The organism is Pseudomonas sp. 25 R 14 (assembly GCF_900004755.1).
In the GTDB taxonomy this organism is placed as follows: Bacteria; Pseudomonadota; Gammaproteobacteria; order Pseudomonadales; family Pseudomonadaceae; genus Aquipseudomonas; species Aquipseudomonas brenneri.
In genome coordinates, this window is the sequence record NZ_CVTS01000008.1 from 45,221 (window position 1) to 60,649 (window position 15,429).

Below are 15,429 nucleotides of genomic sequence, written 5' to 3' on the forward strand. Positions count from 1 at the left end.
CCGGCGCATCAGACGGCGAAGAGCAGGAATTCCCGCTCCCACGAACTGATCACGCGCTTGAAGTTTTCATGCTCGGCCCGCTTGACCGCGACGTAGCCAGTGATGAATTTGTGACCCAGGTATTTCTCGATGGTCTTGCTGTTTTCCATGCGCTCCAGCGCGTCTTCGATAGTCAACGGCAGGCGCAGGTTGCGCCGTTCGTAACCACGACCGACCACCGGCGCACTCGGGCTGATGCCTTCGACCATGCCGATATAGCCGCACAGCAAGCTGGCGGCGATCGCCAGGTACGGGTTGGCATCGGCGCCCGGCAGGCGGTTTTCCACGCGACGGTTCTGCGGGCCGGCATCCGGTACGCGCAGGCCGACGGTGCGGTTCTCTTCGCCCCACTCCACGTTCACCGGCGCCGAGGTGTCGGGCAGGAAGCGGCGGAACGAGTTGACGTTGGGGGCGAACAGCGGCAACAGCTCGGGAATGAACTTCTGCAGGCCGCCAATGTGGTGCAGGAACAGCTCGCTCTTGGAACCGTCTTCATTGGAGAACACGTTCTTGCCAGTGGCGATGTCGATGATGCTCTGGTGCAAGTGCATGGCACTGCCGGGCTCGCCGGTCATGGGCTTGGCCATGAAGGTGGCGGCAACGTCGTGCTTGAGCGCGGCTTCACGCATGGTGCGCTTGAACACCAGGATCTGGTCGGCCAGGGACAGGGCATCGCCATGACGGAAGTTGATTTCCATCTGCGCCGTGCCGTCCTCGTGGATCAGCGTGTCGAGGTCCAGCTCTTGCAGCTCGCACCAGTCGTAGACGTCTTCGAACAAGGGGTCGAATTCGTTGGCCGCTTCTATAGAGAAGGACTGGCGACCGGTTTCCGGGCGGCCGGAACGGCCAATCGGCGGTTGCAGCGGGAAGTCCGGGTCCTCGCAACGCTTGGTCAGGTAGAACTCCATCTCCGGCGCCACGATGGGCTGCCAGCCTTTGTCGGCGTAGAGCTTGAGGACTTTCTTGAGCACGTTGCGCGGCGACAGCTCGATCGGGTTGCCTTGCTTGTCGTAGGTGTCGTGGATCACCTGGGCGGTGGGTTCGATGGCCCAGGGCACGAGGAACACGGCGTTCTGGTCGGGGCGGCAGATCATGTCGATGTCGGCCGGGTCGAGCAGTTCGTAATAGATGTCGTCTTCGACATAGTCGCCGGTCACGGTCTGCAACAGAACGCTCTCGGGCAGGCGCATGCCTTTTTCGGCAATGAACTTGTTGGTCGGCGAGATCTTGCCCCGGGTGATCCCGGTGAGGTCGCCAATCATGCATTCGACTTCTGTGATCTTGTGGTCTTTCAACCAATCGGTGAGCTGGTCGAGGTTGTTACTCATAAATGCCTCTGGGCTGGGTTTCCTGACATCCATTAAAGGTCAGGCGTTGTTTGACGCGTGCGCGTCTCTTTGTTTCGCCCGCTTTCGGCAGGCATCGCCAAATGCCTTGAAGATCGCGAGGTAGTACGGATTGGAGCTTACCTGCCATTCAGGGTGCCATTGCACTCCTAATGCAAAAGCGTCTGCAAAAGCCTTGCCCTGTTTGAGCGAAAAAGCTTCGACCAGGCCATCCGGCGCGCGCGCTTCGACCTGCAGGCCGGGCGCCAGGCGGTCAACGCCCTGGCTGTGGATCGAGTTGACCTGGATCGTGTCCGGCAAGCCCAGGCTCGCCAATACACCGCCCGGGCTGATCGCCACGGCGTGCGCCGGGCCGTACTGGACTTCCAGCGGCTGGGTGTCGTCTTCGCGGTGATCCATCATGCCCGGCAGTTCATGAACCTTCTGGTGCAGGCTGCCGCCCAGGGCCACGTTCATTTCCTGGAAGCCCCGGCAAATCCCCAGCACCGGTACGCCTGCGGCAATCGCGGCGCGAATCAGCGGCAGGGTGTTTTGGTCCCGTGCAGGATCATGGGCAGTCCCAGGCGCACTGGCCGGGCCGTCGTAGTGAAAGGGTTCGATATTGGAGGGGGAACCGGTAAAGAGAATGCCGTCCAGGCCGTCAAGAATATTGGCCGGATCGAACAGATCCGCCAGGGACGGAATAATCAATGGCAAGCCCTTGGCAGCGATTGCCACGGCGCGGACGTATTTGTCGCCACTGATGTGATAAGCATGCAGACCAACCTGTTTGGAGCAGGCGGTGACGCCGATTAACGGCAGGCCAGACATGAAGCACCCCGGTATTATTGCTGTTATGGGTTTGAATCGAGCTTAGCCTTGTTCATTTTTTTACACAACACCCCCGTAAAAAATACAACACGGCCCGCTCAAGCCTGCTAGTCCCAAGCCGGTCAAACTGGCAAAACTGCCCAAAAAAGCCGCAAAAAAGCCCCCAAGGCGCTTTTTTAGGGCAAAAAAGGCCTCGCTTGACTTCGGCATGCCGTTCGGGTTGACTGAAACCAGAAAAGATCAATGATTGATATTTTTAACAACAAAGGTGTTGCATCATGTCGGTACCCCCGCGTGCCGTTCAGCTTAACGAAGCGAACGCGTTCCTTAAGGATCATCCTGAGGTTCTGTACGTAGACCTTCTAATTGCGGATATGAATGGTGTGGTGCGCGGTAAGCGCATCGAACGCACCAGCCTCCACAAGGTTTACGAGAAGGGCATTAACCTGCCTGCCTCTTTATTTGCCCTGGATATCAATGGCTCGACGGTGGAAAGCACCGGCCTGGGTCTGGACATCGGTGATGCTGACCGAATCTGTTATCCAATCCCCGATACCCTGTGCAATGAGCCCTGGCAAAAGCGCCCTACCGCGCAACTGCTGATGACCATGCACGAACTTGAAGGTGAACCTTTCTTCGCCGATCCGCGCGAAGTGCTCCGCCAAGTTGTAACCAAGTTTGACGATCTAGGCCTGACCATCTGCGCTGCCTTCGAGCTTGAGTTCTACCTGATCGACCAGGAGAACGTGAACGGCCGGCCACAGCCTCCCCGCTCGCCGATCTCCGGCAAACGCCCGCACTCGACACAGGTCTACCTGATCGACGACCTCGACGAATACGTCGACTGCCTCCAGGACATTCTGGAAGGTGCCAAAGAGCAAGGCATCCCAGCTGACGCCATCGTCAAGGAAAGTGCCCCGGCGCAGTTCGAAGTGAACCTGCACCACGTCGCCGACCCGATCAAGGCATGCGACTACGCGGTACTGCTCAAGCGTTTGATCAAGAACATTGCCTACGACCATGAGATGGACACCACCTTCATGGCCAAGCCTTACCCGGGCCAGGCAGGCAATGGTTTGCACGTGCATATTTCGATCCTGGACAAAGACGGCAAGAACATCTTTGCCAGCGAGGATCCCGAGCAGAACGCCGCATTGCGTCACGCGATCGGCGGTGTGCTGGAGACCCTGCCTGCACAAATGGCTTTCCTGTGCCCCAACGTCAACTCCTACCGTCGTTTCGGCGCACAGTTCTACGTGCCGAACTCGCCGTGCTGGGGCCTGGACAACCGCACCGTGGCGATTCGCGTACCGACCGGCTCGTCCGACGCGGTACGTATCGAACACCGTGTGGCCGGCGCCGACGCCAACCCTTACCTGCTGATGGCTTCGGTCCTGGCAGGCGTGCACCACGGTCTGACCAACAAGATCGAACCTGGCGCACCGGTGGAAGGCAACAGCTACGAGCAGAACGAGCAAAGCCTGCCGAACAACCTGCGTGATGCCCTGCGCGAGTTGGACGACAGCGAGGTGATGGCCAAGTACATCGATCCGAAATACATCGATATCTTCGTCGCCTGCAAGGAAAGTGAGCTGGAGGAGTTCGAACACTCCATCTCCGACCTTGAGTACAACTGGTACCTGCATACCGTATAAGCGGTGGTTGCATTGAAAAAACGCCACAGGCCTTTGGTCTGTGGCGTTTTTTTTGGGATTCTTCAGGGAGACCTGGCTGGCCTCTTCGCGAGCAAGCCCGCTCCCACATTCGACCTCATTTCAAAGGTGGAATACGGTCGAATGTGGGAGCGGGCTTGCTCGCGAAGGCGTCCTGGCAGACAACACAGACGGCTGCTCATACAATGCCCGCTGCCCTGTAGGAGACTTCCATGACCCGCCCCGCCGCCCCTCGCAAACCCCGCGCCCGCAGCCAGGCCCGGATCGACGCGATCCTCGACGCCGCCCGCACCTTGCTGGCCGCCGAAGGCGTGGCCAGCCTGTCGATCTACAGCGTGGCCGAACGGGCGCAGATTCCGCCGTCGTCGGTGTATCACTTTTTCGCCAGCGTACCGGCCTTGCTCGAAGCGCTGACAGCTGACGTGCACGCCGCGTTTCGCGCCGCGCTGCAAGCGCCCATCGACCACGATCAACTGCACACTTGGCGCGACCTGTCGCGCGTAGTGGAGTTGCGCATGCTGACCATCTACAGCAACGACGCCGCCGCCCGGCAATTGATCCTCGCCCAGCACGGCCTCACCGAAGTCACCCAGGCCGACCGCCAGCACGACCTGGAGTTGGGGGACTTGATGCTGCAAGTGTTCAACCGCCACTTTGAAGTACCGGTGCTGCCGGCGGACGTGGACGTGTTTGCCCTGGCGCTGGAGTTGAGCGACCGCGTTTACGCGCGCTCGGTGCATCAGCATGGGCAGATCACCCCGCGCATGGCGGAGGAAGGGATGCGGGTGTTTGATGCGTATGTGGGGCTTTATTTGCCGGTGTTTTTACCTAAGCGATAAGTGTTGTGGTGACTGGGTCGGCCTCTTCGCGAGCAAGCCCGCGCCCACATTTTGATTTGTGAATACATTCAAAAATGTGGGCGCGAGCTTGCTCGCGATAGCGGTCGGAAGCCGATCACAGCTTGGCGATCGACACCTCGGTAGACTTCACAAACGCAATCACTTCACTGCCAATCACCAACTCCAGCTCTTTCACCGAGCGGGTAGTGATTACCGAAGTGACGATGCCGGACGCAGTCTGCACGTCGATTTCCGACAGCACGTCGCCTTCGACGATTTCCTTGATGGTGCCTTTGAACTGGTTACGCACGTTGATCGCTTTGATAGTCATGGTGTTACTCCTTAAGGGACAAGTGAGTTATTGCGCCCACCGCAATTGCGTAGGCAACGGTGAAACAGGTTCCGGCTCCGGCGGCGTGCCGGGCAGTGACAGCACACGGTTGAGCACTTCAGTTTCCAGGGCCGCCAGGCGATGGGAGCCGCGGACCCGCGGGCGTGGCAGTTCCACATGCAGGTCGAGGCCGATTTCGCCGTCTTCGATCAGGATTACCCGATCGGCAATGGCCACGGCTTCGCTGACGTCATGGGTCACCAGCAACACGGTGAAACCGTGCTTGCGCCACAGGTTTTCGATCAGTTGCTGCATCTCGATGCGGGTCAGGGCATCCAGCGCACCCAGGGGTTCATCCAGCAGTAACAGGCGCGGCTGGTGAATCAACGCGCGGGCCAGGGCCACCCGTTGTTTCTGGCCACCGGACAACGCCGCCGGCCATTCATCGGCACGCTCGGCCAGGCCGACCGCCTCCAGCGCCTCAAGCGCCTGGGGCCGCCAGTTGCCTTTAAGGCCCAGGCCGACGTTATCGATGATCTTTTTCCACGGCAGCAGGCGTGCTTCCTGGAACATCAGCCGCGTGTCTTCGAGCGCTTCGCTCAGCGGTGCAGAGCCTGCGAGCAATTCGCCACTGCTGGCGCTATCAAGGCCGGCCAGCAAGCGCAGCAAGGTACTTTTGCCACAGCCACTGCGGCCGACAACAGCCACGAACTGCCCCGCCGGAATGTGCAGGTCGATCTCGCGCAAGACTTCCCGCGCGCCAAACGCCTTGCGCAGCTTGCGCACCGCCAACGGGATACCCCGCAGCAGGCGTGGAGGTTGTTGAGCGGTCATGCCGCACCTCCTTTTTGCACTTGATAGGCCGGATGCCAGCGCAGCCACACACGCTCCAGGCCACGCGCCGCCAGGTCTGCCAATTTGCCGAGCACCGCGTACAGCACAATCGCCAGCACCACCACGTCGGTTTGCAGGAACTCCCGGGCATTCATCGCCAGGTAGCCGATGCCGGAGCTGGCAGAGATGGTTTCTGCAACGATCAGCGTCAGCCACATAAAGCCCAGGGCAAAGCGCACACCCACCAGGATCGACGGCAACGCGCCCGGCAGGATCACCTGACGAAACAGACTGAAGCCGGACAAGCCATAACTGCGAGCCATCTCCACCAGCGCCGGATCGACGTTGCGGATGCCGTGATACGTATTGAGGTAGATCGGAAACAGCGTGCCGAGGGCGACCAGGAAAATCTTCGCCGTCTCATCAATGCCGAACCACAAAATCACCAGCGGGATCAGCGCCAGGTGCGGCACGTTGCGAATCATCTGCACCGAGCTGTCCAACAGGCGTTCGCCCCATGTCGACAGGCCGGTGATAAAGCCCAGGGCCAGGCCGATGCCGCCACCGATCACAAAACCCAGGCCCGCGCGCCAGCCGCTGATGGCCAGGTGGGTCCAGATTTCACCACTGCTGACCAGGTGTACCCCAGCCGCAATCACTGCGCTGGGCGCCGGCAGAATACGTGTCGACAACCAGCCCGCCGACACCGACAACTGCCACACTGCCAGCAACAGGATCGGCAGCGCCCAGGGCGCCAGTCGATGCAGAATCCGTTGACTATTCATGACGGCGCCTCAGCTCTGCGACGCGGCTTTGGGAAGAATATCGTTGGCCACCATCTCGCCAAACGGGCTCACGTAACCGGCGCTTTTCGGCAGCTCGGGACGTTCGATATCCAGGTGCGGGAACAGCAACTCCGCAACCCGGTACGACTCTTCCAAGTGGGGATAACCGGAGAAGATGAAGGTATCGATGCCCAGCTCTGCGTACTCCTTGACCCGCGCCGCCACGGTCGGCCCATCGCCTACCAGTGCAGTGCCGGCGCCGCCGCGCACCAGGCCGACGCCGGCCCACAGGTTGGGGCTGACTTCGAGGTTGTCGCGACTGCCACCATGCAAGGCGGCCATGCGTTGCTGGCCCACCGAATCAAAGCGCGCCAGCGAGGCCTGGGCACGGGCGATGGTGTCGTCGTCCAGATGGGAGATCAGTTTGTCGGCGGCTTTCCAGGCTTCATCGTTGGTTTCACGCACGATCACATGCAAGCGAATACCAAAGCGCACGGTACGCCCAAGCTTGGCTGCCTTGGCCCGCACCTGCTGGATTTTTTCCGCCACTGCCGCCGGTGGTTCGCCCCAGGTCAGGACCATTTCCACTTGTTCGGCTGCCAGGTCCTGGGCCGCTTCGGAAGATCCGCCGAAATACAGCGGCGGACGTGGCTGCTGGATCGGTGGGTACAGCAATTTGGCGCCTTTGACGCTGATGTGCTGGCCGTCGTAGTCCACGGTTTCACCTTCCAGCACGCGGCGCCAGATGCGAGTGAATTCCACCGAGGCCTGGTAGCGCTCCTCATGGCTGAGGAACAGACCGTCGCCAGCCAGTTCCTCTGGATCACCGCCGGTCACCAGGTTGAACAGCGCCCGCCCACCGGACAATCGGTCCAGGGTCGCGGCCTGACGCGCGGCCACCGTCGGCGAGATGATCCCGGGGCGCAGTGCGACCAGAAATTTCAGACGCTGGGTCACCGGGATCAGCGAGGCGGCCACCAGCCACGAGTCTTCGCAGGAACGTCCGGTGGGGATCAGTACCCCGCCAAAGCCCAGGCGATCTGCGGCCTGGGCGACCTGTTGCAGATAACCGTGATCCACGGCGCGCGCGCCTTCGGCGGTGCCAAGGTAATGGCCGTCGCCGTGGGTAGGCAGGAACCAGAAAATATTGAGGCTCATGGAGTTGTCTCCTGAAGAAATCGGATTACGGCGCTTTGGCCACGGTCGCAGGTGGCGTCCAGATCACGTCCTTGATGCTCAAGGGCTTGGGAATCAATTTGAGCTGGTAGAAGGTGTCGGCGATTTTCTGCTGGGCGGCGACCACTTCCGGGGTCAGGAACAGCGCGCCGTAACCCTGGCGTTTCACCGAGGTCAGGGTGATGTCAGCCGGCAGGCCAAGCAGTGGGGCGACTTGTTCGGTGACTTCCTGGGGGTTGGCCTTGGACCATTCGCCCACGGCGCGCACTTCTTCCACCAGCGCCCTGATCACGTCCGGATGTTTTTCGGTGTAAGGCTTGGTGGCCAGGTAGAACTGGTGGTTATCGGCAATGCCGGTGGCGTCACGCAGGGTGCGCGCTTGCAGTTGTTTCTCGGCGGCAGCCTGGTACGGGTCCCAGATCACCCAGGCATCGACACTGCCACGTTCGAAGGCGGCACGGGCGTCGGCGGGCGGCAGGAACACGGTCTGTACGTCGGTGTATTTCAGGCCGGCGTCTTCCAGGGCGCGCACCAGCAGGTAATGCACGTTGGAGCCTTTGTTGAGCACGACTTTCTTGCCCTTGAGCTCAGCCACCGACTTGATCGGCGAGTCCTTGGGCACCAGGATGGCCTCGCTGGTCGGCGCTGGCGGTTCGTAGGCAACGTAGAGCAGATCGGCACCGGCGGCCTGGGCGAATACCGGCGGGGTTTCGCCAGTCACACCAAAGTCGATGGAGCCGACATTCAGCCCTTCGAGCAACTGCGGGCCACCGGGAAATTCGGTCCACTGCACGTTCACGCCCTGCTCAGCCAGGCGCTTTTCCAGGGTGCCCTTGGCTTTGAGCAGCACCAGGGTGCCGTACTTCTGATAACCGATCCGCAGGGTTTCGGCCGCTTGAGCTTGAACAATGGCGCCGAAGGACACAGCCGCAGCAAACAGTGCGACCAGGCCCCGACGCAAGATGACAGTGCGCATGGCGCTCTCCAAATTGACGATGAGGGTTGTGGCTGCACCTGCTTGGCCGATGGCGGCTGAGTAAGGTGAGGGTTTCTTACATTAGGGTGTGGCTTACATCCGGGTGAGGCTTAGATGCTCCAGCGAGCACTCAACAAACGTTCATTCAACACATGGGGGTCCAGCGGTTGCGGGCGGCGGGCCATGGCGCTGTAGAACTGCTCCAGGGCTTCGCTCAAGCGTTGTTCAAGGATCGGCACCAACTGCGCCTGGGCACTGCCTTCGCCGTAGGCGATCTGGCTGTCTTCGGCGAAAATCCCATGCAGCAATTCCTGGGCCTTGAGTGCCGACAGCACGGGTTTCAAGGCGTAATCCACCGCCAGCATGTGGGCGATACTGCCGCCGGTGGCCATGGGCAATACCACTTTGTGGGCCAGGGCGCGTTCCGGCAGCAGATCGAGGATGGTTTTCAACGCGCCAGAAAACGACGCCTTGTACACCGGCGTGGCGATCAACAAGCCATCGGCATTGGCTACCTGGGCCAGCAAGTCGAGGACCTTGGGGCTGTCGAAGCGTGCGTACAGCAAATCCTCGGCGGGGAAGTCCCGTATCTGATAACTCACCACTTCCACGCCTTGCTGCTGCAACCAGCGCCGCGAATGATCCAGCAGCACCCCTGAGCGGGAGCGTTGGCTGGGACTGCCACCAAGTGTTACGACCAGCATCTGGGAGTTTCCTTGAGCAAGTGTCGGCGGTTCGCGGTGCGGCGATGACGCCAAGATGGAACAGACCTTAGCAGCAGATTTATATATCTATAAATCTTATTTATTCATTTGTTTATTCTTAAATTGCATATGCGAGAAATCATTCGCCAGGCGAAAAAAAGGCCGTCGAAACGGCCTGAAAACCCCTGCTATGTGAGCACTGAAATGCGATCAACCTGTGGGAGCGGGTTAACGATTAGGCTGTGGCGTGAGCCGCAGATACGGCTTCACCGCGCGATAGCCCTTGGGAAAGCGTTGCTTGATCTCGTCCTCATCCTTGAGCGACGGCACGATCACCACTTCATCACCGTCCTGCCAGTTGGCCGGAGTGGCGACTTTGTAGTTGTCGGTCAGTTGCAACGAGTCGATGACCCGCAGGATTTCGTGGAAGTTGCGCCCGGTGCTGGCCGGGTAGGTGATGGTCAGGCGAATCTTTTTGTTCGGGTCAATCACGAACAGCGAACGCACGGTGAGCGTGTCGTTGGCATTGGGGTGGATCAGGTCGTAGAGGTCCGAAACCTTGCGGTCGGCATCGGCCAGGATCGGGAAATTGACGACAGTGGCCTGGGTTTCGTTGATGTCCTCGATCCACTTGTGGTGGGAGTCCACCGGGTCTACCGACAGGGCAATGGCCTTGACCCCACGCTGGGCGAATTCGTCCTTGAGCTTGGCGGTGAAACCCAGCTCGGTGGTGCACACCGGGGTGAAGTCCGCCGGGTGGGAAAACAACACGCCCCAGCTATCGCCCAGCCACTCGTGGAAGCGAATCTTGCCGGCGCTGGAATCCTGTTCAAAGTCGGGGGCGATATCGCCCAGTCTGAGGCTCATGGTGTGGCTCCTGATGAGTGCTTATGGAGCCCACTGTGCCTGCTTTGAATTTAATTTAAAAAGAATAAATATCGATTTATTTAGACCATAAATGAATATACAGCTTTGCGTTGATTGACCAATTTCTGGGCAAAAAAAACCTCGCGATTAACGCGAGGTTTTTTTCTCAACGGTTCTTACAGGAAGCTGTAAGTGTAGTTGAAGATCAGACGAGTCTGGTCTTGGTCCTGGATGCCAGTGCCGCTGCCGCGATAGACACCGTGACGCAGTGTGGTGCCAAAGCCTTTCAGAGCGCCCTGCTGAATGGTGTAGTCGACACGCATATCGCGTTCCCACTCGGACTGGTCGCTGCCGCCGTTCTTGGCTTTGATGTTGTCGCCATGCAGGTAAGCAATCGAGGTTTTCAGACCTGGAACGCCCAATGCAGCGAAGTCGTAGGAGTACTGACCGAAGGTGGTGTTTTCACCCGCACGCACGAAGGAGTTGATCATGCTATCGGTGAAGAGGTAGAAGCTGGAACCGCCAGCGCCTTCGTTACGGCCATTACCGTCGACAACACCGCCCTGGTTCAACCAGACGAAACCGCCGTCATCATTCACACGCTGGTGACCGACCATGAACGCACTGCCACCCAGGCTATAGGTGAACATGGCGCTCCAGGTTTTGTTATTAACCTCGCCAGCGTCCTTCGCATAACCACCATTGTTGTTGAACTGGTAGCCAGCCTGACCGTTCTTACCGTCGGAGCTGCTATCGAAGTAGCGCACGTCGGTTTTGAACGACTGGCCTTCGGTAATCGGGTAGACGTGAACCAGACCCAGGAAGTGCTGCTTATAGAAGTCTTCCAGGTTGGCGTAGTAGTACTGCAAGGTCAGGTCTTTGGTGACCTTCCAGTCAGCACCGCCATAACGGAACTTGTTGCTTTCCTGGCTGGCGCCTGCAACCGACAGGCCAGTGCTGTTGCTCGAAGCACGACCGGTGGCGTGTTCAAGTTGACCGCCGTTGAACGTCACGTTGTCGATTTCTTTGGAGGTGACAGTGCCGCCTTCAAAGGTTTGTGGCAGCAGACGGCCATCGCTTGCGATCACGACCGGCAGGTTCGGAGCCAGGGCTCCGCCCAGATGGGCCTCGGTCTTGGAAAAGCGAGCCTTTACGTTGGCGCTCGCGCTGCTCCAGCTGCTCACAGCCGAACCGTCGGTGTCGCTTGGAACAAAGGAGTTGTTGTCTGGGTGGTGGCCACGGCCACCGTCCAGGTGAAAGCCGACCAATGCCTGGGCATCGATACCAAAGCCAACCGTACCTTCAGTGAAACCAGACTGGACGTTGAACTTCAGGCCGGTGGCCGTTTCGCGCTGGTCAGAACCACCTTCACGCTGATCGTTATCAAAATACAGGGTCCGCGAACTGACGGATGCCTTGGTGTCTTCAACAAAACCAGCGGCGCCTGCTTGCTGAGCCAAAACCCCAGCCGCGATGGCGAACGCCAATGTGGACTTCTTCATGTACCGCTCCTCTCGTTTCTAATTTTTGTAGTTCTTTGGTCTCGGGTCTGACGCCCTCGATCCACAGATGCGCGATTAGCGCCAGATCGTGACTGACAAGTCAATCGTAACCTTGTGTGTCTACTACCTTCGTCTAATCGCAGTTGATTTGGTCCCTGCAGGGTAATGAGTTTTTCATACACCCAAAAAGAATTATTTCGTCCTTTTTCATACTATTCAGGAATAACACTTTCCATGGGGCGACCAACCCGCAGTGGGGTATCGCTCCATAAGCTAATTCCTAAAGGGTATTTGTTAGCCATTTTTTAGATCGTTTAGTGTGAACAGAATCCTGCACACGTCACTCACGATCAAAAAGGCGACGCCATCATGGCCAAACGCGCATCCTCTCGTCAATTTGTTACAGTTTTACTATCCCTTACAATTTCTTTTGGGGCGCAGGCGGCCAACCTCACCGTCGGCTATCAAACCGGTATCGATCCGAGCAAAGTGCCCCAGGCCGACGGCCTTTATGAGCAGGCCATTGGCGAGAAAATCGACTGGCGCCGCTTCAACAGCGGCCCGGAGGTGGTCACCGCGATTGCCTCCGGCGATGTACAGATCGGCAACCTCGGCTCCAGCCCGTTGGCGGCCGCCGCATCCCGTAACCTACCCATCGTAGCGTTCATCGTATCGGCCCAGATCAATAGTTCTGAAGCTTTGGTAGTGCGTAACGGCAGCCATATTGACGCACCCAAGGACCTGATCGGCAAAACCATCGCCACGCCGTTTGTCTCCACATCCCACTACAGCCTGCTCGCGGCCTTGAAACACTGGGGCCTGGACACAAAGCAGGTCAAAGTGGTGAACCTGCAACCAGGCGAAATTGCCGCAGCCTGGAAACGCGGGGATATCGACGGTGCATTTGTCTGGTCACCCGCCCTGGGGGAAATCCGCAAGACCGGCAAGACCCTGACCGACGCGGCTCAGGTGGGCCAATGGGGCGCGCCGACGTTTGAGGTGTGGGTAGCACGCAAGGATTTTGCCGAGAAGCATCCAGAGATCGTGGCCAAGTTTGCCAAGGTCACCCTGGACTCGTTTGCCGACTACGCAGCCAATAAAGCCAAGTGGACGGTGGATTCGTCGCCGGTGCAGAAGATCGCCAGGCTGACCGGCGCAAACGCCGCAGATATCCCTGAACTGCTGGAAGGCAGCACCTTCCCCGATGCCCAGGCGCAGCAAACCGACGCCTTGCTTAATGGCGCAACGGCCAAGGCCATTGGGGAGACCGCCAAATTCCTGAAGGAACAAGGCAAGGTGGAAACTGTGCTGCCGGACTATTCGGCGTTTGTGACAGACAAATTTATCCAGGAATAAACACGGACAAAAAATGTGGGAGCGGGCTTGCTCGCTCCCACATTTAGGTATTGGGTGTACCGAATACCGTGTTTATAAGGTCTTCTCGAAGATCTTCGAATTACGCTGGAAGTTGTACAGCGACGCCCGTGCCGACGGTAGGCGATCCACGCTGCTCGGCACAAACCCGCGCTCGCGGAACCAATGGGCGGTGCGAGTCGTCAGCACGAACAGCGTCTTCAAGCCTTGGGTGCGGGCACGGGTTTCGATGCGCTCCAGCAGCTCATCACCGCGACCGCCATGGCGATATTCCGGATTGACCGCCAGGCACGCCAGCTCACCCGCGTCGGAATCGGCAATCGGGTACAACGCGGCACACGCGATGATCATGCCTTCGCGCTCCACCACGCTGAACTGCTCGATTTCCCGCTCCAGCACTTCCCGTGAACGACGCACCAGGATCCCCTGCTCTTCCAGCGGGCTGATCAGGTCCAGCAAGCCGCCGACGTCTTCAATCGCCGCCTCGCGCACCAGTTCGAACTGTTCCTGGGCCACCAGCGTACCGCCGCCGTCCCGGGTAAACAGTTCGGTCAACAGCGCACCGTCCTCGACATAACTGACGATATGGCTGCGCCCCACGCCCCCACGACAGGCCTCGGCCGCCGCATCGAGCAGTTCGGCCTGATAGTTGTTGCCCAGGCGTTGCAGGTGCGCCGGCACTTGTTGCGGGCGCAGTTCGCGCACCAACCGGCCATTTTCGTCGATCAGGCCCAGGTCGGCGCCAAACAGCAGCAGCTTGTCGGCGCCCAGGTCGATGGCGGCGCGAGTGGCCACATCTTCACAGGCCAGGTTGAAAATCTCCCCGGTCGGCGAATAGCCCAGTGGCGACAGGACGACGATGGAGCGCTCATCCAGCAGACGATTGATGCCCTTGCGGTCGACCCGGCGCACTTCGCCGGTGTGGTGGTAGTCGATGCCGTCGAGCACGCCGATCGGCCGCGCGGTCACCAGGTTGCCACTGGCCACCCGCAGGCGCGAGCCCTGCATCGGCGAGGACGCCATGTCCATGGACAAACGCGCTTCAATGGCGATGCGCAGGTGGCCCACTGCATCGATCACACACTCCAGGGTCGCTGCATCGGTGATGCGCATCCCATCGTGGTAATGCGGGGTCAGGCCGCGGGCAGCGAGGCGGGTTTCGATTTGCGGGCGCGAGCCATGCACCAGCACCAGGCGCACGCCGAGGCTGTGCAGCAGCACCAGGTCGTGGACGATATTGCCGAAGTTCGGGTGATCCACACCATCGCCCGGCAGCATGACCACAAAGGTGCAGTCACGGTGGGCATTGATGTAGGGCGAAGCGTGACGAAGCCAATTGACGTATTCGGGCATAAAACCTGGGCCTGTAATAAAAAGCAGCCAAAAAAGGATGAATCGCTAAACGCACAGCGGGCTGATGGTTATCGTCGGAACAGGCTTGGCGACACGCTCGCTCTCCTTCTATGTACGGGGTGCAATGGGGTTAATTTATGCAGGCTTGAGACAGTAATGTTCAATCAGTTCCCGCAATAGACGCACTGTAGGCGTCAAGCGTGACATTTCAAGGTACTCGCCCGGTTGGTGGGCGCAGGCAATGTCCCCAGGGCCGAGCACCAGGGTTTCGCAACCAAGGCGCTGAAGATAAGGCGCTTCAGTACCGAACGCTACTGCTTCGGCACGATGGCCGGTCAAATGTTCCGCGACACGCACCAGTTCGGCGTCTTCAGGCTGCTCGAAGGGTGGCACTTCGGGGAACAGCGGCGCGTAGTCGATCTTTACTTGATGGCGTTCGGCGATGGGCTGCAGTTTCAGGCGGATCGCGTCGCGCAACACCTGGGGGTCCATGCCGGGCAAGGGCCGCAGGTCGAACTCCAGGGAGCACTGGCCGCAAATCCGGTTGGGGTTATCGCCGCCGTGGATACAGCCAAAATTCAAGGTCGGCTGGGGCACCGTGAATTGTGGGTTGCGGTATTCCCGTTGCCAGGCCAGGCGCAGGCCGCGCAGTTCGCCCATGGCGTCATGCATGGCTTCAAGGGCGCTGTGGCCCAGGCTCGGGTCCGACGAATGACCGCTGCGCCCGAGGATATCGATGCGCTCCATCATCACCCCCTTGTGCAGGCGGATCGGCTTGAGGCCCGTGGGCTCGCCAATTACCGCCGCGCGCCCCAGGGGG

At 59.6% G+C, this 15,429-nt stretch carries 15 protein-coding genes; 3 read left to right on the forward strand and 12 right to left on the reverse strand.

The features are described from left to right. Nucleotides 1–8: 8 nt before the first annotated feature. The gene (locus BFQ03_RS01150) at nt 9–1,367 is read right to left on the reverse strand and encodes a glutamine synthetase family protein (RefSeq protein WP_038444282.1); all 1,359 of its coding nucleotides are present in this window, start codon (nt 1,365–1,367) and stop codon (nt 9–11) included. 39 nt (nt 1,368–1,406) lie between these two features. Beyond that, nucleotides 1,407–2,195 (reverse strand): gamma-glutamyl-gamma-aminobutyrate hydrolase family protein, encoded by a 789-nt coding sequence (locus BFQ03_RS01155; RefSeq protein ID WP_032858905.1) that lies wholly within the window; start codon nt 2,193–2,195, stop codon nt 1,407–1,409. A 278-nt stretch (nt 2,196–2,473) separates the two neighbouring features. Here BFQ03_RS01155 and BFQ03_RS01160 point away from each other — a divergent pair, with 278 nt between their 5' ends. Further along, complete coding sequence (locus BFQ03_RS01160) at nt 2,474–3,850, forward strand: glutamine synthetase family protein (RefSeq protein WP_032858908.1); 1,377 nt, start codon at nt 2,474–2,476, stop codon at nt 3,848–3,850. A gap of 230 nt (nt 3,851–4,080) precedes the next feature. Then, entirely contained in the window at nt 4,081–4,707 is a 627-nt protein-coding gene (locus BFQ03_RS01165) for a TetR/AcrR family transcriptional regulator (protein WP_032858909.1), read from the forward strand. Between the two features lie 115 nt (nt 4,708–4,822). On the opposite strand, the gene BFQ03_RS01170 is transcribed toward BFQ03_RS01165, so the two are convergent. From BFQ03_RS01170 to BFQ03_RS01205, 8 genes are all read right to left on the reverse strand, one after another. Beyond that, a complete protein-coding gene (locus tag BFQ03_RS01170) occupies nt 4,823–5,038 on the reverse strand; it encodes a TOBE domain-containing protein (protein ID WP_003213899.1) in 216 nt (71 codons plus the stop codon). Between the two features lie 27 nt (nt 5,039–5,065). Continuing rightward, nucleotides 5,066–5,872: an aliphatic sulfonates ABC transporter ATP-binding protein gene (gene ssuB, locus BFQ03_RS01175; protein ID WP_032858910.1), complete on the reverse strand. Its 807-nt coding sequence runs from the start codon at nt 5,870–5,872 to the stop codon at nt 5,066–5,068. After that, nucleotides 5,869–6,657, reverse strand: coding sequence for an aliphatic sulfonate ABC transporter permease SsuC (ssuC, locus tag BFQ03_RS01180; protein ID WP_032858913.1), 789 nt, complete (start codon nt 6,655–6,657; stop codon nt 5,869–5,871). The genes ssuB and ssuC overlap by 4 nt, the downstream gene beginning before the upstream one ends. A 9-nt stretch (nt 6,658–6,666) precedes the next feature. Beyond that, nucleotides 6,667–7,815 carry an FMNH2-dependent alkanesulfonate monooxygenase gene (gene ssuD / locus BFQ03_RS01185; protein WP_065942337.1) on the reverse strand — a complete coding sequence of 383 codons (1,149 nt, stop codon included), beginning with the start codon at nt 7,813–7,815 and terminating at the stop codon, nt 6,667–6,669. Between the two features lie 25 nt (nt 7,816–7,840). Then, on the reverse strand, nt 7,841–8,809 hold the full coding sequence (locus BFQ03_RS01190) for a sulfonate ABC transporter substrate-binding protein (RefSeq protein WP_032858917.1): 969 nt from the start codon (nt 8,807–8,809) through the stop codon (nt 7,841–7,843). Nucleotides 8,810–8,919: 110 nt separating this feature from the next. Then, complete coding sequence (gene ssuE, locus BFQ03_RS01195) at nt 8,920–9,513, reverse strand: NADPH-dependent FMN reductase (protein WP_032858919.1); 594 nt, start codon at nt 9,511–9,513, stop codon at nt 8,920–8,922. A 228-nt stretch (nt 9,514–9,741) separates the two neighbouring features. Next, the gene (locus BFQ03_RS01200) at nt 9,742–10,380 is read right to left on the reverse strand and encodes a peroxiredoxin (RefSeq protein WP_032858921.1); all 639 of its coding nucleotides are present in this window, start codon (nt 10,378–10,380) and stop codon (nt 9,742–9,744) included. Nucleotides 10,381–10,556: 176 nt separating this feature from the next. Then, nucleotides 10,557–11,882 (reverse strand): OprD family outer membrane porin, encoded by a 1,326-nt coding sequence (locus BFQ03_RS01205; protein ID WP_065942338.1) that lies wholly within the window; start codon nt 11,880–11,882, stop codon nt 10,557–10,559. Nucleotides 11,883–12,251: 369 nt separating this feature from the next. Between BFQ03_RS01205 and tauA the strand changes: the two genes are divergently transcribed. Then, a complete protein-coding gene (gene tauA / locus BFQ03_RS01210) occupies nt 12,252–13,238 on the forward strand; it encodes a taurine ABC transporter substrate-binding protein (RefSeq protein ID WP_065942339.1) in 987 nt (328 codons plus the stop codon). 72 nt (nt 13,239–13,310) lie between these two features. On the opposite strand, the gene argA is transcribed toward tauA, so the two are convergent. Next, complete coding sequence (argA, locus tag BFQ03_RS01215) at nt 13,311–14,609, reverse strand: amino-acid N-acetyltransferase (RefSeq protein ID WP_032858930.1); 1,299 nt, start codon at nt 14,607–14,609, stop codon at nt 13,311–13,313. Between the two features lie 135 nt (nt 14,610–14,744). Then, the coding region (locus BFQ03_RS01220) for a M20/M25/M40 family metallo-hydrolase (RefSeq protein WP_139115621.1) at nt 14,745–15,429 on the reverse strand (685 nt) is incomplete at its 5' end.

What these genes read in the sequence shown, in the direction of transcription:
- BFQ03_RS01150 (WP_038444282.1), bottom strand. Translation starts at nt 1,367, where the DNA reads ATGAGTAACAACCTCGACCAGCTCACCGATTGGTTGAAAGACCACAAG.
- BFQ03_RS01155 (WP_032858905.1), bottom strand. Translation starts at nt 2,195, where the DNA reads ATGTCTGGCCTGCCGTTAATCGGCGTCACCGCCTGCTCCAAACAGGTT.
- BFQ03_RS01160 (WP_032858908.1), top strand. Translation starts at nt 2,474, where the DNA reads ATGTCGGTACCCCCGCGTGCCGTTCAGCTTAACGAAGCGAACGCGTTC.
- BFQ03_RS01165 (WP_032858909.1), top strand. Translation starts at nt 4,081, where the DNA reads ATGACCCGCCCCGCCGCCCCTCGCAAACCCCGCGCCCGCAGCCAGGCC.
- BFQ03_RS01170 (WP_003213899.1), bottom strand. Translation starts at nt 5,038, where the DNA reads ATGACTATCAAAGCGATCAACGTGCGTAACCAGTTCAAAGGCACCATC.
- ssuB (WP_032858910.1), bottom strand. Translation starts at nt 5,872, where the DNA reads ATGACCGCTCAACAACCTCCACGCCTGCTGCGGGGTATCCCGTTGGCG.
- ssuC (WP_032858913.1), bottom strand. Translation starts at nt 6,657, where the DNA reads ATGAATAGTCAACGGATTCTGCATCGACTGGCGCCCTGGGCGCTGCCG.
- ssuD (WP_065942337.1), bottom strand. Translation starts at nt 7,815, where the DNA reads ATGAGCCTCAATATTTTCTGGTTCCTGCCTACCCACGGCGACGGCCAT.
- BFQ03_RS01190 (WP_032858917.1), bottom strand. Translation starts at nt 8,809, where the DNA reads ATGCGCACTGTCATCTTGCGTCGGGGCCTGGTCGCACTGTTTGCTGCG.
- ssuE (WP_032858919.1), bottom strand. Translation starts at nt 9,513, where the DNA reads ATGCTGGTCGTAACACTTGGTGGCAGTCCCAGCCAACGCTCCCGCTCA.
- BFQ03_RS01200 (WP_032858921.1), bottom strand. Translation starts at nt 10,380, where the DNA reads ATGAGCCTCAGACTGGGCGATATCGCCCCCGACTTTGAACAGGATTCC.
- BFQ03_RS01205 (WP_065942338.1), bottom strand. Translation starts at nt 11,882, where the DNA reads ATGAAGAAGTCCACATTGGCGTTCGCCATCGCGGCTGGGGTTTTGGCT.
- tauA (WP_065942339.1), top strand. Translation starts at nt 12,252, where the DNA reads ATGGCCAAACGCGCATCCTCTCGTCAATTTGTTACAGTTTTACTATCC.
- argA (WP_032858930.1), bottom strand. Translation starts at nt 14,609, where the DNA reads ATGCCCGAATACGTCAATTGGCTTCGTCACGCTTCGCCCTACATCAAT.